General features: G+C 70.5%; 22 protein-coding genes. 3 read left to right on the forward strand and 19 right to left on the reverse strand.

Features of this window, described 5'->3' with window-relative positions; genetic code table 11:
- Nucleotides 1-52 precede the first annotated feature (52 nt).
- A complete protein-coding gene (locus tag DW297_RS18465; RefSeq protein WP_240744689.1) occupies nt 53-559 on the forward strand; it encodes a chaplin family protein in 507 nt (168 codons plus the stop codon).
- Between the two features lie 175 nt (nt 560-734).
- On the opposite strand, the gene DW297_RS18470 is transcribed toward DW297_RS18465, so the two are convergent.
- Genes DW297_RS18470 through DW297_RS18520 form a run of 11 tightly spaced genes read right to left on the reverse strand, consistent with a single transcriptional unit; the run spans nt 735 to nt 11,579 of the window.
- Nucleotides 735-2,156 (reverse strand): sulfatase family protein, encoded by a 1,422-nt coding sequence (locus DW297_RS18470; protein WP_136035159.1) that lies wholly within the window; start codon nt 2,154-2,156, stop codon nt 735-737.
- Entirely contained in the window at nt 2,153-3,259 is a 1,107-nt protein-coding gene (locus DW297_RS18475) for a Gfo/Idh/MocA family protein (protein ID WP_168442906.1), read from the reverse strand. The genes DW297_RS18470 and DW297_RS18475 overlap by 4 nt, the downstream gene beginning before the upstream one ends.
- Nucleotides 3,256-4,305, reverse strand: coding sequence for an ABC transporter substrate-binding protein (locus tag DW297_RS18480; RefSeq protein ID WP_136035161.1), 1,050 nt, complete (start codon nt 4,303-4,305; stop codon nt 3,256-3,258). Before DW297_RS18480 ends, DW297_RS18475 begins: the two co-directional genes overlap by 4 nt.
- Nucleotides 4,306-4,365: 60 nt before the next feature.
- Nucleotides 4,366-5,142 carry an ABC transporter ATP-binding protein gene (locus DW297_RS18485; protein ID WP_136035162.1) on the reverse strand — a complete coding sequence of 259 codons (777 nt, stop codon included), beginning with the start codon at nt 5,140-5,142 and terminating at the stop codon, nt 4,366-4,368.
- A complete protein-coding gene (locus DW297_RS18490; protein ID WP_136035163.1) occupies nt 5,139-5,972 on the reverse strand; it encodes an ABC transporter permease in 834 nt (277 codons plus the stop codon). Before DW297_RS18490 ends, DW297_RS18485 begins: the two co-directional genes overlap by 4 nt.
- A gap of 36 nt (nt 5,973-6,008) precedes the next feature.
- On the reverse strand, nt 6,009-7,238 hold the full coding sequence (locus DW297_RS18495) for an ROK family transcriptional regulator (protein ID WP_136035164.1): 1,230 nt from the start codon (nt 7,236-7,238) through the stop codon (nt 6,009-6,011).
- Nucleotides 7,239-7,297: 59 nt separating this feature from the next.
- A complete protein-coding gene (locus tag DW297_RS18500; RefSeq protein WP_136035165.1) occupies nt 7,298-7,645 on the reverse strand; it encodes a hypothetical protein in 348 nt (115 codons plus the stop codon).
- A complete protein-coding gene (locus DW297_RS18505) occupies nt 7,642-8,484 on the reverse strand; it encodes a DODA-type extradiol aromatic ring-opening family dioxygenase (protein ID WP_136035166.1) in 843 nt (280 codons plus the stop codon). Before DW297_RS18505 ends, DW297_RS18500 begins: the two co-directional genes overlap by 4 nt.
- A 21-nt stretch (nt 8,485-8,505) precedes the next feature.
- Nucleotides 8,506-9,369: an amidohydrolase family protein gene (locus tag DW297_RS18510; RefSeq protein WP_136035167.1), complete on the reverse strand. Its 864-nt coding sequence runs from the start codon at nt 9,367-9,369 to the stop codon at nt 8,506-8,508.
- A complete protein-coding gene (locus tag DW297_RS18515) occupies nt 9,369-10,547 on the reverse strand; it encodes a CaiB/BaiF CoA transferase family protein (RefSeq protein ID WP_136035168.1) in 1,179 nt (392 codons plus the stop codon). Before DW297_RS18515 ends, DW297_RS18510 begins: the two co-directional genes overlap by 1 nt.
- 27 nt (nt 10,548-10,574) lie before the next feature.
- Nucleotides 10,575-11,579, reverse strand: coding sequence for an alcohol dehydrogenase catalytic domain-containing protein (locus tag DW297_RS18520; protein ID WP_240744690.1), 1,005 nt, complete (start codon nt 11,577-11,579; stop codon nt 10,575-10,577).
- 189 nt (nt 11,580-11,768) lie between these two features.
- Here DW297_RS18520 and DW297_RS18525 point away from each other — a divergent pair, with 189 nt between their 5' ends.
- The gene (locus DW297_RS18525) at nt 11,769-12,845 is read left to right on the forward strand and encodes an ABC transporter substrate-binding protein (RefSeq protein ID WP_136035170.1); all 1,077 of its coding nucleotides are present in this window, start codon (nt 11,769-11,771) and stop codon (nt 12,843-12,845) included.
- Nucleotides 12,846-12,910: 65 nt separating this feature from the next.
- Here the strand turns inward: DW297_RS18525 and DW297_RS18530 are convergent, their stop codons facing one another.
- From DW297_RS18530 to DW297_RS18565, 8 genes are all read right to left on the reverse strand, one after another.
- The gene (locus tag DW297_RS18530; RefSeq protein ID WP_136035171.1) at nt 12,911-13,171 is read right to left on the reverse strand and encodes a Txe/YoeB family addiction module toxin; all 261 of its coding nucleotides are present in this window, start codon (nt 13,169-13,171) and stop codon (nt 12,911-12,913) included.
- Nucleotides 13,168-13,419, reverse strand: a complete 252-nt coding sequence (locus DW297_RS18535) for a type II toxin-antitoxin system Phd/YefM family antitoxin (protein ID WP_136035172.1) — start codon at nt 13,417-13,419, stop codon at nt 13,168-13,170. Before DW297_RS18535 ends, DW297_RS18530 begins: the two co-directional genes overlap by 4 nt.
- 106 nt (nt 13,420-13,525) lie before the next feature.
- A complete protein-coding gene (locus DW297_RS18540) occupies nt 13,526-14,359 on the reverse strand; it encodes an ABC transporter permease (RefSeq protein WP_136035173.1) in 834 nt (277 codons plus the stop codon).
- Nucleotides 14,356-15,189: an ABC transporter permease gene (locus DW297_RS18545; RefSeq protein ID WP_136035174.1), complete on the reverse strand. Its 834-nt coding sequence runs from the start codon at nt 15,187-15,189 to the stop codon at nt 14,356-14,358. The genes DW297_RS18540 and DW297_RS18545 overlap by 4 nt, the downstream gene beginning before the upstream one ends.
- The gene (locus DW297_RS18550; protein WP_136035175.1) at nt 15,186-16,013 is read right to left on the reverse strand and encodes an ABC transporter ATP-binding protein; all 828 of its coding nucleotides are present in this window, start codon (nt 16,011-16,013) and stop codon (nt 15,186-15,188) included. Before DW297_RS18550 ends, DW297_RS18545 begins: the two co-directional genes overlap by 4 nt.
- 40 nt (nt 16,014-16,053) lie before the next feature.
- Entirely contained in the window at nt 16,054-17,028 is a 975-nt protein-coding gene (locus DW297_RS18555) for an LLM class flavin-dependent oxidoreductase (RefSeq protein WP_136035176.1), read from the reverse strand.
- Nucleotide 17,029: 1 nt separating this feature from the next.
- A complete protein-coding gene (locus DW297_RS18560) occupies nt 17,030-18,436 on the reverse strand; it encodes a dihydroorotase (RefSeq protein WP_136035177.1) in 1,407 nt (468 codons plus the stop codon).
- Nucleotides 18,433-19,398 (reverse strand): alpha/beta hydrolase, encoded by a 966-nt coding sequence (locus DW297_RS18565; protein ID WP_136035178.1) that lies wholly within the window; start codon nt 19,396-19,398, stop codon nt 18,433-18,435. The genes DW297_RS18560 and DW297_RS18565 overlap by 4 nt, the downstream gene beginning before the upstream one ends.
- Before the next feature lie 228 nt (nt 19,399-19,626).
- On the opposite strand from DW297_RS18565, the gene DW297_RS18570 reads away from it, so the two are divergent.
- On the forward strand, nt 19,627-20,610 hold the full coding sequence (locus tag DW297_RS18570) for a putative F420-0 ABC transporter substrate-binding protein (protein WP_136035179.1): 984 nt from the start codon (nt 19,627-19,629) through the stop codon (nt 20,608-20,610).
- The last annotated feature ends 49 nt before the right edge of the window (nt 20,611-20,659 follow it).

The raw sequence follows: 20,659 nt of genomic DNA on the forward strand, positions 1-20,659 counted from the left end.
AGGGCGCTTCAGACCTGACTTGAGGCGAAGTTCATAGATCTCGGGTTTGTGCGTGACGGGCAACGCGATCTCCGTGCTCGACGACGCCACCGTCACCGGCGGGACCACCGGCACCGGGACCACCCCGACCGCTCCGGCGACCGGCGGCGGGATCACCACCGGTGAGGGCGGCATCCTCGGCGGCACCCAGCTGGGTCTGCCCGTGACGCTTCCGATCACGATCGGCGGCAACGCCATCTCGGTCGTGGGCGAGAGCACCGTGACCGGCCCGGGCACCACGCCCGGAACCGACCCCGGAACTGACCCGGGCACGGACCCCGGTACGGACCCGGGAACCGACCCCGGAACCGACCCGGGCACGGACCCCGGCACCACCCCCGGAACGAACCCCGGCACCACTCCGGGCGCGTCCGGGATGGCCTGGGCGTCGGGCGCAGCCGTCTCCGGTGAGGCCACCGGTCTCGCCATGACCGGCGGTGCACCGTCGCCCGCGCTGTGGGCGATCGCCGCCCTGCTGCTTCTGGGAGGTGCGGGCCTGCTGCGCCGTCGCACGGCGTAGGCGCTGAGCCCCGGCGGCGCCGGTGTCCTCGGGGGAGGAGACACGGCTCCGCCGGTGCGCGGCAGCGTCCGCTCGTGCGGTGCGTCCCCCGCACCTCCTCTGCCGAGCGCGACGGCCGCGCGACACGCGGATGCCCCGTGGCGAACCGCCACGGGGCATCCGTTCACGCCTGCGCTCAGCTCGTCAGCGCGGGTATCGGCTGACTCGCGTGGGGCTGGTCGCCCAGCTCGGCCTGCAGCTCCCACAGCCGCACCTTGAGCTGCTCGCGCACCTCCGCGTAGGCGGGGTCGTGGTACACGTTCACCAGCTCGTCCGGGTCGGCCTCCAGGTCGTACAACTCCCACTCCGGCGCGAACCGGAACGGCGACGACCCGGGCAGACCCATCCCGTCGCTGTAGAAGTAGATGAGCTTGTGGGCCTCCGTGCGGATGCCGTAGTGCGCGAGCACGTGGTGGTTCTCGTCGTCGTTCTCGTAGTAGCGGTAGTAGAACGCGTCGCGCGTCGGCTCGTCCGATCCGGTCAGCTGCGGAAGGAAGCTCTTCCCCTGCATCCGCTCGTGCGCATCGACCCCGGCGGCATCCAGGAAGGTCTGCGCGAAATCGACGTTCGTCACGATCTGCTCCATCGGGGCCGCGGGCGCGATCCGCTCCGGCCACGACACGAGCAGCGGCATCCGGATCGACTCCTCGTACATGAAGCGCTTGTCGAACCACCCGTGGTCGCCGAGGAAGAAGCCCTGGTCGGAGCTGTACGTGAGGAGGGTCGAATCCCGCACGCCGTGCGCGCCGAGCCAGTCGATCACCCGCCCGACGTTGTCGTCGACCGAGGCCACGCAGCGCAAGTAGTCCTCCATGTACCGCTGGTACTTCCACAGCGCGAGCTCGTCGGGCGTCAGGTCTTGCGGCGGCTCCACCTTGAGGTCGTCCAGCGTCAGGTGCTCCGCGATGCGCATGGTGGCATGCTTCGCCGCGCTCGCCCGGCCCGCGTAGTCGTCCGTGAACGTGGACGGCACGGGGATCGGGTCGCTGTACAGGTGGGCGTGCGCCTCGTCGGGCTCCCACGCGCGGTGCGGCGCCTTGTGATGGATCAGCAGGCACCACGGCTCATCGCCCTCCAGCGACTCGAGCCACTGCAGCGACAGGTCGGTGATGATGTCGGTCGCGTAACCCTTCTCGATGTGCACGCCGTCGGCGGTGAGGATCTGCGGATCGAAGTACTCGCCCTGATCGCGCAGCACCGCCCAGTAGTCGAAGCCCTGCGGATCATGGCCGGGCCCCTCCCCCATGTGCCACTTGCCGACGATGGCCGTGCGGTAGCCCGCCTCCTTGAGCTGCGACACGAACGTCGGCTGGCTCGCGTCGATGGGGGTCACCAGGGTCGAGACGCCGTTGACATGGCTGTACGTGCCGGTCAGGATGCTGGCGCGGCTCGGGGTGCACAGCGAGTTCGTGCAGTAGCAGTGATCGACGCGACGACCGGACTGCGCGATCTCGTCGATGCGCGGGGTCGTGTTCACCACCGACCCGTAGGCGCCGATCGCATGCGTGGCGTGGTCGTCGGTGAGGATCATGAGGATGTTCGGTCGCCGGGCGGTCATCGTGCTTCTCTCTCTGCGGGGCGGTGGTACGCGTCGGTGACGATCTCGGCGGGAGGGGCCGTGAGCCCGGAGAGGTCGATGGGCTCCCAGCGACCGGTCGTCATGGAGCGATAGGCCGCGTCGATCACCGCGTTGTCGATGACGCCGTCGGCCAGGGTCTGCCGCGGCGCGACACCCGCGCGGAAGCTCTCGATGAAGTGCGCGAACTGGCCGTGGTAGCCGTACGTGCGCGGCTCGTCGAGCACGGGCCGCAGCCAGCCGCGGGTCGAGCCGGCCTTCTCCCCCACGTAACCGAGCTCCTGTCCCGCGAACGCCGCGAGGGCACCGGGGCCGGTCTCGTCCACGCCGAGCCAGCCGTCCGAGCCGTGGATCTCGCGCCGGTTGTCCAGCCCGGGGCGATGCGTCCAGCCGGCCTCGACCTGGGCGACACGACCGTCGTCGAATCGCACGAGCAGGACCGCGTTGTCCTCGGAGTCCACGTCGTCGCGGTCGAGCCGGTCCCCCCACGCGAAGGCCTCCACGGGGGTCGCGCCCTCCAGGAACCAGCGCCCGACGGCGACACCGTGGCAGCCGAGACCGCGCAGCGGCCCTCCGCCCATGCGCGCGATCTCCCTGGCGTGCTTGTGCGGGCTGCCGTGGGCCTCGCGGGCGCGCACGGTGAGCACCCGACCGATGCCGCCCGCGTCGACCATCGCCTTGGCGTGCATGACCGCGGGCGAGAAGACCGCGGTCTCCGCATAGCCGTGCCACACGCCCGCGGCGGTGACGGCGGCGAGGCACGCCGCGGCCTCCGAGCCGCTGCGCCCGAGCGGCTTGGTGCAGATCACGGCCTTGCCCGCGGCGGCCGCCGCCGTCACCGCGTCGAGGTGCGCGTCCTGCGGCACGGCCACGACCACGATGTCGACATTGGCCCGGGCGGCCAGCTCCTCGACGCTGGCGACGACGTCGCGCACGCCGAACCGGTCGGCGAGCTCTCTGCCCCGTTCGGGCGAGCGCGCGGCGAGGGCGACGACCTCGTGGTCGCGCACCTCCGCCAGGGCCCGGAGGTAGAACTCGGCGACGAAACCGGAGCCGACGATGCCCAGCCCGACGGGACCGGTCACGAGCGGTCCTTCATGGCGGCGGCGAACAGCTCGGTGTTGACGAACGACGCCGGATCGGTCATGTCCTCCATGCGACCGGACTGGACGAACACCCGCATGATCGACTCGTACTGCTCGAACGTGGTGCCGTCCTCGTTGTTCGCGAGGATCTCGTCGGACGGCGTCCACCCGGAGATGCTCGCCTGCTGCGTCAGCTGGTCGACCGGGGCACCGGACGCGGCGGAGGCCCACTCGACGACCTGCTCCGTGTCGTCGATGCGGTAGTCGTTCACCTCGGCGTACACCTCGAGGAAGCGCTGCAGGGCGTCGGCCTTGCCGTCGACGGCCTCGTTCGACGCGACCCACGACCCGAGGAACGACGTCTCCGGGAACGAGGCGTTGTCGGCCACCGTCACGGTGTCCGGCACGCTGTCGAGGATCTGCGCGCTCAGCGGCGAGAAGATCGCGGCGATGTCGATCTGCCCGCCGACGTAGGCGCTGACGACGCTCGGCGGGTCGAGCACCACGCGCTCGACGTCGTCGAACGTGAGCCCGGCCTCCAGGAGCGTGAGCGCGAGGATCATCTCCCCCGACCCGCCCTCGGGCACACCGACGCGCTGCCCCTTGAGGTCTTTCGGATCCTCGACGCCGCTGCCCGGGCGGGCGAGCACCACGTCGCCGAGCGAGGTCTCGCTGGGCACGATCACGGTCGCCTGTCCGGTCGCCGGAAGCCAGGTCGCCCCGGCGCCGATGTACCCGACGTCGATCTGGCCGGCCTGCATCGCCTGGATCTGGGTGGGGCCGTTCGTGAACGGCGTCAGCGTCACGTCCAGGCCGTACTTCTCCCACAGACCCAGCTCGTTCGCGGCGGCGATCACGCCGACGCCGTTGATGCTCGTGTCGATGTAGCCGACGTTCAGGGAGACCGGCTCACGGGCCTCGCCTCCGGCGTCGGACGAGGGGGCCGGTTCGGCCGAGCCCGTGCAGGCGGACAGGGCGATCGTGAGTGCGGTGACGGCCGCGGCGGCGACGGCCGCCCGACGGGTCCGGGTGGGGAAGCGCATCATCGGGTTCCTTACGTGATCGGGTGGGAGTGCGGTGGGTCGTGCGGGTGCGGATCCGCCGGGTCAGGCGGTGGTGGGTTCCGGCTGGTGGTGCACGCCGCGCCAGACGCGGGCGCGAAGGGCGGCGAACTCGGGAGACAGGCGCATCTCCTCGGTGCGCGGGTAGGCGAGCGGCACGTCGATCACCTCGGTGATCCGTCCGGGCCGCGGGCTCATCACGATCACGCGGTTGGCGAGGAACACGGCCTCGTCCACGTCGTGGGTGATGAACACGGCGGTGCGCCGCTCCTGCTGCCACGTCTCGAGCAGGTTCTCCTGCATGCTCACCCGGGTCAGCGCGTCGAGCGCGCCGAACGGCTCGTCCATCAGCAGGATCGACGGCTGCGCGGCATAGGCGCGGGCGATCGCGCAGCGCTGCTTCATGCCGCCCGAGAGCTCCTTCGGCAGCGCGCCGGCGAAGTCGCCCAGGCCCACGAGGTCGAGGTAGTGCTGGGCCACCTGCTCGCGCTCGGCCTTCTTCATGCCGCGGATCCGCAGGCCGAACTCGACGTTCTGCCGGGCCGTGAGCCACGGGAAGAGCGCATACTGCTGGAAGATCACGCCCCGGTCGGGCCCGGGCCCCGTGACCGGTCGGCCGCCCACGAGCACCTCCCCCTCGGTGGGGTCGAGGAGCCCCGCCATCAGGTTCAGCAGGGTGCTCTTGCCACAGCCGCTCGGCCCGACGAGGGTGATGAACTCCCCGTCTGCCACGTCGAGGTCGACGTCGTCGAGGCTGCGGACCGTGCCGCGGCTGGTCTCGTAGTGCTTTGAGACCCCGCGGATCGAGATCATCGCGGTCATTTCCGGACCTCCTGCCAGGCGGTGAGCTTGTTCTCGGCGAAGAGCAGGGCACGGTCCATCGCGAACCCGAGCGCGCCGATGAGGATGATGCCCACGACGATGCGCGGGGTGTCGAGGAACTGCGAGGCGGCCTGCATCATGCGGCCGAGACCGAAGGCCGCCGCGATGAGCTCCGAGGCGACGACCGTGGCCCAGGCCGCGCCGAGGGCGACGCGGGTGCCGACGAAGATGAACGGCAGCGAGGCCGGGACGACCACGCGGAGGAAGATCGTGCCGTCGCTCGCGCCGAGCACGCGAGCCGCGTTGACGAGGGTGGTGTCGACGTTGCGCACGCCCTGGAAGGTGGCGAGCACGCACGAGAGGAACGACGCGAGGAAGATGACGAAGATCTTCGCCGGCTCCCCGATGCCGAGGAACACGATCACGAGCGGGATGAGCGCGAGCGGTGGCACGGTGCGGAAGAACTGCACCCACGGCTCGAGCAGCCCGCGGCCCCAGCGATACCAGCCCATGATGAAGCCGGCGGGGACGGCGACGATCACGCCAAGGAGGAAGCCGATGACGACGCGCTGCACGCTCGCCACGGTGTTCAGCAGCAGGCTGCCGTCGAGCAGTCCCTCCCAGAAGCTCTGCACCACGGCGATCGGCGTGGGGGCGAGCGGGTTGTCGCTGACGACCGCGATGATCCACCACACCGCGATGCCGAGCACCAGGGTGGAGAGGTAGAGCAGCGTCAGCGGTTTCTCGGTGCGGACGGTCGTGCGGCGCGCTCTCGTGGCGCGCGGCACCGAGAGCGTCGTGGTCGCCGTCTCGGGTGTGGCGTCGATCATGGCTCTTTCCCTTCGTTGCGTGGGAGCCCGTTGGTGTCAGCCGACCGGGGCGGTCGGAAGGAGGGGAGGCCCGAACACGAAGGTGTCCAGGGCGATGGTGGCGGCGCCGATCATGCCCGCGTCGGCACCGAAGCGCGGCGGCTCGACGCGGATGCCGTCGCGCAGCACGGGCATGACCTGCTCCGCGAGGGCCGCCCTGACGGGTTCGATCACGACCGGGGCCAGGTCGAACAGCAGTCCGCCCAGCACGATCTGCTGCGGGTTGAGGAGGTTGACCATGCTCAGCAGCGCGGTGCTGAGGTGCCGGACGAGGTCGTCGCGCACCTCCAGTGCCCGCGGGTCGGCGGCTTCGACGGCGGCGACGAAGTCCTCAGTCCAGGTGCGGTCGTCGGGGGCGCGGTCGTCGTCGAGCAGCCCGGCGTCGATCATGCGCCGCCGGAGCACACCATCGCTGACCACGGTCTCCAGGCAGCCGCGGCCGCCGCAGGTGCAGGTGGGGCCGTCCTGCTCGACGCGCAGGTGACCGATCTCGACCGCGCCGTGCGTGCCGCCGCGGTACTCGGCGCCGCCCAGGATCAGGCCGGCGCCGACACCGGTGCGCACGTAGACGAAGGCGAGGCTCTCGAGCCCCTGGCCGGTGCCGTAGCGGGACTCGCCGGCGGCCATGGCGCGCACGTTGTGGTCGAGCACGACGTCGAGCCCGAGGGTGCGTTCGAAGTGCTCGGCGATCGGCACGTCGGTCCAGCCGAGCGTGGGGGCGGAGATGTTCACGCGGCGGCTCGCGTCGACGATGCCGGCCACGCCGACGCCGAGGCCGAGCACCTGCTCCAGCGAGATGCCCGCCGTGTCCATCACCCGCTGCAGGAGCTCGTCCGCGAGGTCGAGCACGGCCTCGGGCGCGGTGGGGACCGGGAAGCGGATCTGCTCGGACGCCACGACGCGCGAGGTGAGCTCGACCACTCCTGCCTGGAGGAACCCGGCGCCGATCTGCAGTGCGAGCACGTGGTGGGTGCCGGTGAGGGCGACGTCGGTGCTCGGGCGGCCGACCCTGGCCTCCCGGGTGGCGGGGATCTCCTCCGCCACGAGACCTGCGTCGACCAGTTCCACGACCACGTTCATCACGGCGGCGGCGCTCAGGCCCGAGGCGCGGGACAGATCGCGACGCGACAGCGGGCCGTGCGAGCGCAGCAGCTGCAGCAGCACGCGACGGTGGTGCGCGCGGATCGCCGCGGCGTCGAGCCGGACCTCGGATAGTTTTTTTTGCACGTAGCTAAATAAACAGCACGTGCGGAAATCCTGTCAAGAGCGGATCTTCTCCGCCCGCCTCAGAGGATGTCGTCGACCTCGCCGTGCGGGATGATCGCCGCCCGGTAGCGCTCCACGAGCTCGCGCCAGCCGAAGCCCTCCGTGTACTCGTGCTCGTACACCGCCTCCGTGAAGTGCCACAGCAGGTACGGATGCGCCCCGAGCCCGTACAGCGCCCCGTAGTCGCGCGCGATGAAGGCCGCCCGCTCCTGCGGCGTCAGCTCCCGGTCGTCGGCGACCGCATCCGGCCCGGCGCCGCCCGCCAGCCACCGGTCGACGAAGCCCTCGGTGTCGGCGACGTACGCGTTCACGTTGGCCGTGCTCATCTCGACCGCCCGCATGAACTTGCCGATCATGTACCTGCTCACGATGCAGACCTCCACAGGAAGAACGGGCTCGAGGCGAAACGCGACGTGGTGGCCTCCGCCAGCTCGGCCGGGCGGCCCTGCATCGCGGCGAGCGCCGTGACGATGTTCACGTACTGGTACGTAACGTTGCCGGCCGCCATGATGCGGTCGAACCGGCAGCCGGCGATCGCGGCGTCGAGGTCGCCGTCGCGCATCCACCCGACCGCCTCGGCGTCGAACGCGGGGTCGGGCGAGCCGTTGAACGTGCGCGGCCCTCCGACGTCGGTGGCCATGTGGCCCGAGGTGAGCAGCGCCACCCTGGCCCCGCCGTCCCACGACTCGACCGCGGCGCGCAGGTGATGTCCGAGGGCGGCGAACCGCGCGGCCGACGGCAGCGGCGGCAGGATGGCATTCGCGTGGATGGGCACGATCGGCAGGTCGAGCTCGGGCCGTACGTACTGCAGCGGGAGCACGAAGCTGTGGTCGAGCCGCCACTCGTGCGACACCGAGAAGTCGATCGCCTCGGGCAGCACCTCGCGTCCGGCGATCTGCGCCGCGAGCTCGGGATGCCCGGTGAGCTCGGCGTACTCCATGCCGAACGTGCGCACCTCGTTCTCGTACGTGCCGTGGTACGACGCGGCTTTGCCGACGATGAACGCGGGCGAGTTGTCGGCGAAGAACTGCCGCACATGGTCGGTGCCGAGCACGATCAGCGCGTCGACCTCGGCCTCGGCGATCGCCTCGCGGATGCGCCGGAAGTTCGCCTCGACCGCGACCAGGTCGGGCGGATACGGCTCCCGCATCGCGCGCCACAGCAGCGGGTTGTGCGGGGTCGCCGCCGCCAGCACCAGTTCAGCCACGGCCGGCTCCCTTCTCCGCGGTCACAGCCGGAACAGCTTCCGCGCGTTGTCGATCAGGATCTTGCGGCGCGACTCCTCCTTGAAGCCGAGCTCGTCGAACTCCGCCATCCACCGGTCCGCGGTCATCACGGGCCAGTCCGAGCCGAACAGCACCCGGTCGGAGATGAGCGAGTCCGCGTAGCGCACCACCTCGGGCGGCAGGTACTTCGGAGCCCAGCCGGAGAGGTCGAGGTACACGTTCGACTTGTGCCACACCATCGCCAGGTTCTCCAGGTGCCACGGCCACGCCGGGTGCGCGCTGATGATGTTCAGCTCGGGGAACTCGGCCGCGACGTCGTCGATGTAGGGCACGGGGCGGGCGTTCTCCAGCCGGTACCCTCCGCCGCCCGGGGTGCCGGCGCCCGCACCGGGGAACCCGGAGTGGAACATGACCACCAGCCCGAGCTCGGCGCAGGTCTCCCAGATCGGCCAGAACCGACGGTCGTTCGCCAGGAACCTCTGCCGCGACGGGTTCAGCTCGCCCACGCCCTTGATGCCGTACTCGTCGTGCATGCGGCGGATCTCGGCGATCGCCGCCTCGCCCTTCCACGGGTCGATGCCCGCGAAGGCCAGGAACACGTCGGGGTGGTCTCGCTGCGCCCGGCCCAGCAGGTCGTTGGGGGCGCCCTTGATCCCGCTGGTCGTCTCCGAGTCGGAGTTGACGATCACGGCCATGATCCTGCGGTCGCGGTACTGGTCGGCCTGCTCGGCGAACGACACGACCGGCCGCTCCCGTCCGAAGTGCGCGGCCATCTGCGTGTGCCGCGTGCCCATCGCCGCGATGAACTCCTCGGTCTGCGGGTGGGTGTGCACGTCGATCGCCACCAGGTCGTCGATGCCGGGCATCAGGCCGCTCCTTCGTTCAGGGTTCCGGCCGCGATGCGCAGGCCGGTCAGCTCCTCGGTGTCGGCCCCGAGCGCGGGCGCATAGACCAGCTCGGGCCGGCCGCTGCGGTGGAACCGGGTGCTCGGCACCGGCACGCGCACCGCGCCGCCCGGTCCCGCGATCTCCTCGACCAGGCCCATGCTCGCGATCTGCGGGTCGTCGAACAGGTCGCCCATCGTGTTGAGCGGGCCGTGCGGGATGTCGTGCGCGGCCAGGCGCTCCAGCCACTCGGCGCGCGGACGGGTGGCGGCGATCTCCTTGAGCACCGCGTCGAGCTCGTCGTAGTTCCGCACGCGCCCCTCCCTGGTCGCGAACCGGGGGTCGTCGGCGAGGTCGGGCCGCTCCAGCACGTCGAGCAGCCCGGTCCAGAACTTCTCCGGCACCGACATGTGGATCACGAACGCCTTGCCGTCGGAGCCGCGGCACGCGTACGCCTGGGCGCGACGCGGACGCGAGTCCGGCGACGACACCTGCCCGGTCTCCAGGAACGCGGAGGCGGACTCGGTGAGGAAGTCGAGCAGCGCACCCACCATCGACACCTCGACGTGCTCGCCCTCCCCGCTCACGTCGCGGGCGTGGAGGGCCGCGAGCACCGCCTGCACCGCCGACATCCCCGACAGCAGATCGGAGAACGCCGGGCCGAGCGGGCGGATCGTGTCGGCGGGGACGACCTGGCTGTACATGCCGCCGGTCGCGGAGATCACCGTGTCGTAGGCGGGACGCTTCGCCGAGGGTCCCGTGGGGCCGAAGCCGGTGATGGAACAGGTGATGACGCGCGGGTTGTGCGCGTGCAGGGCCTCCGGACCGAAGCCGAGCCGCTCGGCGACGCCCGGTCGGAAGTTGTCGAGCACGATGTCGGCGTCGGCGACCAGGGCGAACAGCGCCGCCAGCCCCTGCGGACTCTTCAGGTCGAGCACCACCCCGCGCTTGCCCCGGTTGTACGCGGCGAACTGCGGGCTCATGGTCGCTCGACCCTCCCACCGCCGCATCGGGTCGCCCTCCGGCGACTCGACCTTGATCACCTCGGCACCGAGGTCGGCCAGGAGCTTCGCGGCGAAGGGGCCGGAGATGTACTGGCCCAGCTCGACCACCCGGATCCCGGCGAGCGCCCCGGCGCCCGGCAGTGCAGTACTCGTCACGTCTGGTCTCCTCTTCGATACCCGTGGTCAGCGCACATCCACGATCACCTTCCCGTCGCCGGCGCGGGGGAAGTCGCGGTAGGCCGTGGCGATGTCGTCGAGCGCGTACCGGGCGCCCGCGAGCGGCGGCAGCACTCCGGCGGCGGCGAGGGCGAGGGCCTCCGCCACGTCGTCGTACCGGGCGCTCGCGGCACCCGCGAGGCGCTTGCGGCGCAGGTAGAAGTCGCGCGCGTCGATCCGCAGGTCGGGGTCGACCGAGGCCGAGCAGAACACGGCCCGTCCACCCCAGCCGAGCGCAGCGACCCCGGCGCTCAGCGTGGGGCCGTGGCCGGAGACGTCGAGCACCACGTCGAAGCCGTCCTCCGCGGCGAGGGCGTCCGCGAGGGCGGCGGGATCGGGCGCGTGCAGGAGCCGCTCGTCGCCGACCGGCGTCAGGGGCCGGCGGGAGGCGGCGACCACGCGGGCTCCCCGGGCGAGCGCGATCGCGACGGCCGCGCGACCGAGCGTTCCGCCCGCACCGGTGACGAGGATCCGCTCGTCGGCGGCGAGCGCGGCGATCCGCAGGGCGTTGAGCACGATGGGGGCGCTGTGCACCACGGCCGTGGCGTCGGCAGCGGTCAGGCCGTGGCGGTCGATCGCGTTGCGTGCGGGCACCGCGACGAACTCGGCGGCGCCGCCGTCGCGGTGCACGCCGACGACGGTCTGCGATGGGCAGTCGGCCTCGTCTCCGGCGTGGCAGCGGGGGCACGTGCCGCAGGCGATGTTGGGCTTGACGACCACGGCCTGGCCGAGGCGCTCGGGGTCGACGCCGGAGCCGACGGCGACGATCTCCCCCGCCGGGTCGATGCCGAGGATGCGCGGGAGCCGGGCGTGCGCTCCGGGGCCGACGCCGGCGATGACGTTGAGGTCGAGCTGGTTGATGCCCACGGTCTCGACGCGGATCAGCACTTCGCCCGGAGCGGCCGACGGCACCGCCGACTCCGTGACGGTCAGGCCGTCCAGGTCGTGGCTGCTCAGCACGGCGGCACGCATGGTCACCTCTTCATCGTGGGACTGTTTCGGATACTGTATCCAATTTTCATTGTGGTCGTCCAGACCCCGTTGTCAGCACGATATCGGCCGAAGCATGGACAGCCGATACCAAATTGGATACCGTATCCCAAAATCCGCGTGAGACGCCCCCCTCACGAAGGGGCGCACGCACTGCCCGAATGGAGAGTCATGCGCACGACAAGAACCAGGCTCGGCCTCGCCGTGGCCGGAGGCGCAGCAGCACTGACGCTGCTCGCCGGCTGCACCTCGCCGACACCCGCACCCGAAGGCCCGGTCGACCTCGGCGACGGGGAACCCGGCGCCGCCGAAGACACCAGCATCACGGTGGCCATCCCCTTCCCCGACGTCACGATGTACTCGATGTTCGTCCTCGGCACCGACCTCGGCTACTACGAGGAGGAGGGCCTCACCGTCGAGGTCATCACCGCCGACAACGTCACCGCCGCGGTCGCGAGCGGCAGCGCCGACATCGGCGTGGAGTCCACCGGCACCGTGATCGACGCCATCCGCGGCGGCGTGGAGATCGACCTGGTGTCGGGCCACTACTGCCGCCAGAACTTCGACTTCGCGGCCCAGTCCGACGTGGAGAGCGTCGAAGACCTCGACGGCACCTCGATCGTCCTCGCCGGAACCCCCGGCGACCCGGCCGAGTTCCAGCGGGCACAGGTGCTCGCGGAAGAGGGCTGGGACCTCGAGAGCATCAACGCCGAGGTCGTCTACCCCGGACCCGGCTCCGAATCGTGGACCGAGTTCTTCGTGAACGACCGCATCTCGCTGCAGCCCTTCTACGCCGACGACCGTGCGGCGCTCGAGGAGCACGGCGCGAACATCGTCGTGGAGTCGCTGCGCAACTGGGCCAACGACGTGCAGATCGCCGGCACGGCCTGGGTGAAGGAGAACCCGAACTCGCTCGTGCGGTTCTTGCGCGCCACACTCAAGGCCACCGACTTCATGACCGCCCCGGCACCGGGCGAGTTCCCGGAGAACGCGGAGGAGGCGCTGGACATCTACGAGGCCAACGACTTCGACGTGCAGGAGCTCCGCGACTCCGACAGCGTCTGGATCCTCGACGGCCACCTCGCCTGCCCGAACCTGTACTTCGACGCGGACGCCTGGGACACCACGATCGAGACGCAGAAGCTCGAGCCGCTGGAGTTCGACGACGCGCAGCTCGCGCACCTGTTCAAGGCGCAGGAGCTGCTCGGGCTCGACAACGAGGGACCGGCGACGCTCCCCTACCCCTGAGCCGCACGCCCCCGGACGAGGCCCCACCGTTGCGCATGGCGGTGGGGCCTCGTCGCGTCCGCGGGTCAGTAGCGATCGCGGGCCTGGAGGATCACGATCTGCTCGTCGCTCACGTAGTACACGAGGCGGTGGGTCTGGTCGATGCGGCGGGACCAGGCGCCGGAGAGCACGTGCTTCAGGGGCTCCGGCTTGCCGATGCCCTCGAACGGGTCACGGAGGACATCGGCGATCAACTGATTGATCCGTCCCAGCGCCTTCCGGTCCTGACCCTGCCAGTCGGTGTAGTCCTCCCACCCGTGCGGGTCGAAAGCGAGCCGCCTGCTCACTCGTCGATCAGGTCGTGCTGCTCGGACTCACCTCGGCGGGCGCGCTCGAGTGCCGAGAGGAGCCGCTCCGCGCCGACGGGGTTGCGCAGCAGGTAGGCCGTCTCCGTGAGCGCGTCGTAGTCGTCCTTCGACATGAGCACGGCGTTGCCGCGGCGGGACACGACCTCGACCGGAGCATGGTCGTCGTTCACCTGCTGGATGAGACCGAAGAGACTCTTCCGCGCCTCGGTTGCGGAGATCGCCGTCATCTCGTCACCTCCTGAGTGGTACAGAAAAGCGTACCACTCGGCGAGGCGAGAAGGCGGACCCGACCCCCGTGGCGCATGAGACGGGGGCCGGGAGTCGGGGGTGGCGTCAGCCGACGATCTTGCGCTCGTCGTACCAGGGCGCCAGCCTGCGGCGCAGCACCGAGATGAGGAACAGCGTCAGGTTCGCGATGATCACCATCACCACGACCATCGCGATCGCCTCGTCCATGCGGAACTGATACGCCGCGAACTCCAGCAGGTGACCGAGGCCCCCGGTGCCGCCGAGGAACTCGCCGAGCACCTCGCCCGTGAAGCCGAGGGCTGCACCGCGCTGGATGCCGGACAGGCTGTAGGGCAGCGTCGCCGGGAAGATGACCTTCCACCCCAGCCCGATGCCCTTCGCGCCGTACACGCGTGCCGCGTTCACGAGCGACGGGTTCACGGTGACCGCGCCCTCCATCGTGTTCAGCAGGATCGGGAACACCGCGAGCAGGATCACGAGGGCGATCTTCGACTCGCTGCCGAGCCCGAGGCCCAGGATGAACAGCGGAGCGAGCGCGACCTTGGGCGTGGAGTACAGCACCCACAGAAACGGGGCCACCATGAAGCGCAGCACCGGGGACCAGCCGACCGCGAGCCCCACGACCACACCCACGACGATCGCGATGGCGAGGCCGATGAGCAGGTTCGTGACGCTGAAGCCGAAGGCGCCCCAGAACTCCGGGTCGACCATGAGCCGCCCGAAGGCCACGGCGATCGCGCTGGGGGCGGGCAGGAACGCCTCGGGCACCCACTGCAACCAGGTGACCGCCGCCTCCCACACGAGCAGCACGGCGGCCACGACCGCGATCAGCAGCAGCGTCCACCTGCCCTCGCCCGCACGCACCACGCGCCGGGGCCGCACGATCCGCACGGTGCCGGTTGCCGAGACGACGCTCATCGCCTGCCCTTCCTCGTCCACGGCGCGACGCCACGTTCGATCGCGGTGACCACCTGGGTCATGCCCACGCTCCACACCACGACGAGCGCGATCGCCGCGAACGCCTGATCCGTCTGATACGTGTTGGAGGCGCGGATGATGAGCGCGCCCATGCCGCTCGACGACCCGGCGAGCTCGGCCACGACCATGCCGATCGTGGCGAGCACGACCGCCTGGCGGAGACCGGCGAACAGGAACGGGATCGTCGACGGCAGGTACACCGAGCGGTACAGCCGCAGGCGGCCCGCGCCGTACACGCGGGCGGCGCGGATGATCGACGGGTTCGTGGTGCGCATGCCGGCGGCGACGTTCAGCAGGATCGGGAAGATCGCGCTGATCGTGACGAGGAAGATGACCGGTCCGATGCCGAAGCCGAACCAGGCCTTCGCGAGCGGCTGGTATGCGATCGACGGGGTGGCGTAGATGGTCCAGGCGATCGGACCGACCACGCGGTCGACCGGGAGGGACGAGCCCATCAGCAGGCCGACCGGGATGCCCACGACCACGGCGAGCGCGAAGCCGGTCAGCCACGCCTGCGCCGAGATCCCGGCGTTCGCGGCGAGCGACCCGTTCGCGATGATCTCCCCGAAACCCTGCGCGATCGACAGCGGGGGCGGCAGGAAGACCGGGTTGATCCAGCCGAGGACTCCGACCACGAGCTGCCACAGCAGCAGGAGCACGATGACCTCGACCGCGATGACCGCGGCCTTGCCGCGCGTGCTCAGCCCCGCGAGCCAGGCGGCGACCCCGCCGCGTCCGAGGTTCGGTCCCGTCGCGAGCAGCGCGCTCATTTCGACACCGCTGCCGCCGTGGCCTCGCCCTCCAGCGCCTCCCAGAGGTGGTCGCGGAGTTCGAGGAAGCGGGGATCGTGCTGCACCGACCGCTCGGAGCGCGGCCGCTCGATCCCCGTGGTGATGATCTCCTTGATCGCGCCGGGGTGGCTCTTGAACACCACGATGCGGTCGCCCAGGAGGATCGCCTCCTCGATCGAGTGCGTGATGAACAGGACGGTCTTGCCGGTCTTCTCGATCAGCTTCTCGATCTCGTCGCGCATCACCTCGCGGGTGAGGGCGTCGACGGCGCCCAGCGGCTCATCCATCAGCAGGATGCGCGGCTCGGCGACGAACGCCCTCGCCAGACCCACGCGCTGCTGCATGCCGCCGGACAGCTCCCGCGGGTACGACGACTCGAAGCCCTTGAGGCCGACCATGTCGATGGCCTCCTGCACGCGCTCGCGCCAGTCGGCCGTGCGCAGGCCCTTCTGCATCTCGAGCCCGAACTTCACGTTGTCGAACACCGTGCGCCAGGGCAGCAGCGCGTAGTCCTGGAAGACGACGGCCCGGTCGGGTCCCGGGCCGTCGACCTCCGTGCCATCCACCAGGACGGACCCGGTGCTCGGCGCGACGAGGCCGGCGATGACGTTCATGAACGTCGTCTTGCCGCACCCCGACGGGCCGAGCACCGTGATGAACTCGCCCTCGAACACGTCGAGATCGACGTTCTCGATCGCGATCAGCTTCTTCCCCGTGCGCGCCACGTCGTAGCTCACGGAGAGTCCGGTGACCGAGATCAACGGGTCCGTGGCGGAGGGTGCGGTGTCTTTCACGTCAGTCATCGTCGACCTCTCGTCTTGTCGCCGCGCTCGGGTGCGCGGCTTATCGCAGCTTAGGAAGCACCTCGGTGCCGAGGAGCTCGATCTGCTCGAAGAACCGATCGAACTTGAACCGGAAGTCGAACACCAGGTGCTCGGTGCCGATCTCCTCGAACCGGCGGATCTGATCGACCGCCTCGTCGGGGCTGCCGACGATGAGCTGACCCTCCAGGTCTTCCACGGTCTCGAAGCTGCCGGACGGCGGCTTCACCGCGAACTTCGCCTTGTTCGCCCACGCCAGCAGGCCGGGGATGTTCACGTGCTTGAGCGCCTCCTCGCGGGTGTCCTCGATGGAGGTGGGCGGGATCACGGCGATGGTCGGCATCGGCCGGCCGTTCTCGTCGGTCATCTCGCGCATGGTCTGGATGCGCTTCTCCATCGTGGCCAGACCCGTGCGGCCGGGCATCCAGCCGTCGGCGAACTCCGCCGCGAGGCGGGCCGACCGCGGGGTCGCGCCGCAGTACCAGAACGGGATGCGACCGCCGACGGGCTTGGGCTCGATGGTGACGTTCTCGAACGAGAAAATGCCGTCGTCGTAGGTGACGTCGTTCTCGGTGAACACGCGGCGCAGGATCTCGGCGTTCGAGCGCACCATCTCCACGCGGTCCAGGTCGCCCCAGCCGATCGCCTCGAACTCGTGGTCGAACGTGCCGGCGCCGAAGCCGAGGATCAGGCGCGGGCCGAGCAGCTGGGTCATGGTGCCGGCCATCAGCGCGGTCACGAGCGGGTGCCGGAACGGGATGAGCGACCCGGTGCCGAGCTCGATCTTCTCGGTCACCGCGCCGATGGCGGTGAGCGTGGTGAGCGCGTCGTAGAACGTGCGGTTGGGCTTCTCCATCTCGCCGTGCGGCTCGAACACGAGGTGGTCGCGCACCCACACGGAGTCGAATCCGAAGCTCTCGGCGAGCTTCGACCCCTCCAGGAGCTTCTCCTTGCTCGCCTCCTCGCCGAAGTGCGGCAGCAGCAGTCCGAATTTCATGTCAGTTCCTCTCTGCGGCCAGTGCCGCCCTGTCTTCCGCCGAGGCGGCGAGCTTTCCGAAGGCGGGGTCGCCGACGACCTCGCGGTCGACGTACACGTCTTCTCCGCGCACGAGCGTGCGCTGGATGCGGGCGCTGATGGTGCGCCCGTCGTACGGGGTCCAGCCGATCTTCGACAGCACGTCGTCGTTCGTGATGGTCCACTCGTCGGCCAGGTCGGCGATCACGATGTCGGCGTCGGCGCCGATCGTGAGGGAGCCCTTGACGCCCTCCAGGCCGAACTTCGCGGCGGGGATGTGGGCGACCATGTCGATCGCACGCTGCAGGTCGAGCTCGCCCTTGTTCACGGCGTCGAGCATGAGCTCGTAGTAGTACTGGATGCCCGGGGTGCCCGTGTGCGAGCTCCACATCTTGGTCCAGCCGACCTCCTTCTCCTCGCGGGTGTGCGGGGCGTGGTCGCTGGCGGCGATGTCGATCGTGCCGTCTCGCATGCCCTCCCACACGGCGGTGCGGTTGTCGTCGGGCACCCAGTAGCTCAGGGCGTAGGGACCGAGGGTCTCCACGTCGTCCCACGTGGACAGGAACGGCGCCCAGTGGTTGACCTCGCACGTGACGTCGATGCCGTTCTGCTTGGCGCGGCGCACGGCCTCGATCGAGCGCCGGGTCTGGATGTGCGCGATGTGCACGGGGCAGCCGGAGGCCTCGGCGAGCCGCAGCACCACGTCGATCGCGGTGTCCCAGATCACGCCCTCGCGCGCGGCGTAGGCGGAGGCGTAGCCCTGCGGGGTGTTCTCGCCGCGGGCGAGGTAGGCGCCCTCGATGTAGTCCATGAGCGCCTGGTCGTGCGGGTGCACGATGAAGCGCTTCCCGGTCTGGGCGATGTGGTCCATGATCTCGAGCAGGTGCCCGTGGTCGTGGATGCCGGTTCCGGAGGGGTGCGGGTAGTCGCGGCCCGTGTCGACGACCATGTAGATCTTGTAGGCGCGGATGCCGAGGTCGCTCATGCCCGCGATCTCGGCGAACTTCGTCGGGGCGGGGTTGTGGTTCCAGTCGACGATCGACGACTCCTCGTAGCGCCGGAACACGTCGGTGAGGGTGGCGACGTCGGTCGTGGGCGGCTTGAGGTTGGGCATGCCGAACATCGTCGTGACACCGCCGGCCGCGGCCTGGAGGCTGGTCGTGTAGATGTCGTCCTTGTGCTCGTAGCCGGGCTCGCGGGTGTGCACGTGCACGTCGACCATGCCCGGCAGCACGAGCTTGCCGGTGGCGTCGATCGTGCGCGCGGCGTCGATGTCGGTGTCGGCCGCGACGATGCCGGCGACCCGGCCGTCCGCGACGAGCAGGTCGGCGACGACCGGTCCTGCGGGGGTGACGACGGTGCCGCCGGTGATCTTCAGATCGACGCTCATCGCGCGACCTCCTGTTCCTGAACGGATTCTGTCTGGATGGACTCGCCGATCGCGGGCGACGGCGTGGTCCGGTGGATGAGATGCGCGGGGCGCACGTGCGTGTCGAACCAGCCGACGATCACCGGGGTGGTCTGCTCCCAGTACGTGTCGTAGGCGGCGTAGTGCGTGGTGTGCCGCTGCATGATGAGCTGCTTGGGGCCGCGCGCCGCCTCGTACAGCGCCTCGGCGTGATCGGTCGGCGTGGTCGCATCGCCCTCGACGCCGATCACGAGCAGCGGCGTGGTCAGGCGGGCCGCGGCGTCGATGGGGCGGTAGGCGATGATGCCCTCGGCGCACGCGAGCGGCACGGCGGAGGGGATGCGGTCGTCGACGTCCGCCTTGATGGTGGTGGCGCGACGCTCGGCCGTGGGGATCATGATCTCCTCGCGGGGGTGCACGATGCGGCCCTCCCCCGTGGTGACGCGCCGGCGGCGGTCGTCGTCGAGCGACTTCTGGAAGTCGAGCCACTCGTACTCGCTGCGCATGCGGTGCAGCCAGTCCTCGCCGTCGGCCACGGGAACCTGGCTGACGGCGGCCTTGACGCGCGGATCGACGTCGGCGAGCAGCACCGCGTTGCCACCGCCGGTGCCCCCGGTGCCGAACACCCCGATGGCGTCGGCGATCACGTCGTCGCGCGTGGTGAGGTAGGTGACGGCGTTGACGAGGTCCTGCAGCTGCCAGGCGGGCGAGAGGTAGCCGCGGTCGCCGTCGGAGTCGCCGAAGCCGCGGTAGTCGATCACGAGCACCGCGAAGCCGGCCGCGACGAGGGCCTCGTGGTAGCGGACGTAGAGCTTGGCGTCCTTGAGGCCGAGCCAGCCGGGCCCCTGCACGATCGCGCGGTACGGGCCGTCATGGTCGGGGGTCCGCCAGATCGCGGAGATGCGGGAGCCCTCGCTGAAGAACGAGACGGGTGTGGTCTGCATGGATTCCTCTCGGCTGAACGCGGCGTCGCGATCGGGCGATGTGCGCCGCGGCGGTGGGGCTTCTTCATCATGACCCATTTTGGATCCAGAATCCAGTATTGATTGGATCCAGAATCCGAGCTAGCATGACCGCATCGCGCCGACCCGATTGGCCGGCGCCGGTGGTCCCGACCTGGACTGCGACCGCGCACACACCCGCGCCTCCCCGCCCACGTCCTCCGGAGAACCATGACCCCCACCGCCCGCGCGCTCGGCGCCACCCCCGTCCTCGCCCTCCTCCTCGCCGCGGGCCTCAGCGGCTGCGCGAGCGGCCCCGCCTCCCCCGCAGCCGCCGACGCCGACCGGCCCCGTGCGACCCTCGACAACTGCGGCACCGAGGTGACCCTCGACGGACCGCCGCAGCGCATCCTCACGGTCAAGTCCTCCACCCTCGAACTCGCCCTGGCCCTCGGCGCGGGCGACCGCATCATCGGCTCCGCCTTCACCGACGGCCCGCTCCCCGAGGCGCTCGCGGCGGAGGCCGACGGCATCCCCACCGTGTCGGACAAGGTGCCGTCGAAGGAGGCCGTGCTCGAGCTCGAACCCGACCTGGTGTTCGCCGGATGGGAGTCGAACTTCTCGGTCGACGGCGCCGGCGAGCGCGACGACCTGCAGCAGCTGGGCATCGCCACCTACGTCGCCCCGGCGGCGTGCAAGGCGCCCGGCTACATGCCCGACCCGCTCACGTTCGACGACGTGTTCGACGGTTTCGCGGAGGCGGGCGAGCTGCTCGGCGAGCAGAAGGCCGCGGCGGCCCTCGTCGCGGATCAGCGGACCACCCTCGACGCGATCGCCCCCGACGACCGCGGGCTCTCCGCCGTCTGGTACTCGTCGGGCACGGATCAGCCCTTCGTCGGCGCGGGCATCGGCGCACCGCAGATGATCATGGCGGCCGCGGGGCTGGAGAACGTGTTCGCCGAGGTGCACGACACCTGGACCTCGACCTCGTGGGAGCTGATCGCGGAAGCCGACCCCGACGTGATCGTGCTGGTGGACGCCGCGTGGAACACCGCCGCGTCGAAGCAGGAGCTGCTGGCGTCGAACCCGGTGACCGCCCAGCTCGACGCCGTGCGGAACGAGCGGTACGTGGTCGTGGACTTCCCGGCGACGGAGGCCGGGATCCGCAACGTCGACGCGGTGGCCGCGATCGTCGCGCGGCTCGGAGAGCTGTGAGCGTCGCGGCGGCGCCGCTGCGCACGGCGGCCCCGGCCGCGGTCGTCCG

The sequence above is a fragment of the Microbacterium sp. PF5 genome (assembly GCF_004794315.1).
GTDB lineage: Bacteria > Actinomycetota > Actinomycetes > Actinomycetales > Microbacteriaceae > Microbacterium > Microbacterium sufflavum.

Excerpts from the sequence above, each read along its gene's own strand:
- DW297_RS18470 (WP_136035159.1), bottom strand. The coding sequence starts at position 2,156 with ATGACCGCCCGGCGACCGAACATCCTCATGATCCTCACCGACGACCAC.
- DW297_RS18540 (WP_136035173.1), bottom strand. The coding sequence starts at position 14,359 with ATGAGCGTCGTCTCGGCAACCGGCACCGTGCGGATCGTGCGGCCCCGG.
- DW297_RS18560 (WP_136035177.1), bottom strand. The coding sequence starts at position 18,436 with ATGAGCGTCGATCTGAAGATCACCGGCGGCACCGTCGTCACCCCCGCA.
- DW297_RS18510 (WP_136035167.1), bottom strand. The coding sequence starts at position 9,369 with ATGCCCGGCATCGACGACCTGGTGGCGATCGACGTGCACACCCACCCG.
- DW297_RS18480 (WP_136035161.1), bottom strand. The coding sequence starts at position 4,305 with ATGATGCGCTTCCCCACCCGGACCCGTCGGGCGGCCGTCGCCGCCGCG.
- DW297_RS18525 (WP_136035170.1), top strand. The coding sequence starts at position 11,769 with ATGCGCACGACAAGAACCAGGCTCGGCCTCGCCGTGGCCGGAGGCGCA.
- DW297_RS18555 (WP_136035176.1), bottom strand. The coding sequence starts at position 17,028 with ATGAAATTCGGACTGCTGCTGCCGCACTTCGGCGAGGAGGCGAGCAAG.
- DW297_RS18535 (WP_136035172.1), bottom strand. The coding sequence starts at position 13,419 with ATGACGGCGATCTCCGCAACCGAGGCGCGGAAGAGTCTCTTCGGTCTC.
- DW297_RS18550 (WP_136035175.1), bottom strand. The coding sequence starts at position 16,013 with ATGACTGACGTGAAAGACACCGCACCCTCCGCCACGGACCCGTTGATC.
- DW297_RS18485 (WP_136035162.1), bottom strand. The coding sequence starts at position 5,142 with ATGACCGCGATGATCTCGATCCGCGGGGTCTCAAAGCACTACGAGACC.
- DW297_RS18520 (WP_240744690.1), bottom strand. The coding sequence starts at position 11,579 with ATGCGTGCCGCCGTGCTGAGCAGCCACGACCTGGACGGCCTGACCGTC.
- DW297_RS18545 (WP_136035174.1), bottom strand. The coding sequence starts at position 15,189 with ATGAGCGCGCTGCTCGCGACGGGACCGAACCTCGGACGCGGCGGGGTC.
- DW297_RS18565 (WP_136035178.1), bottom strand. The coding sequence starts at position 19,398 with ATGCAGACCACACCCGTCTCGTTCTTCAGCGAGGGCTCCCGCATCTCC.
- DW297_RS18570 (WP_136035179.1), top strand. The coding sequence starts at position 19,627 with ATGACCCCCACCGCCCGCGCGCTCGGCGCCACCCCCGTCCTCGCCCTC.
- DW297_RS18490 (WP_136035163.1), bottom strand. The coding sequence starts at position 5,972 with ATGATCGACGCCACACCCGAGACGGCGACCACGACGCTCTCGGTGCCG.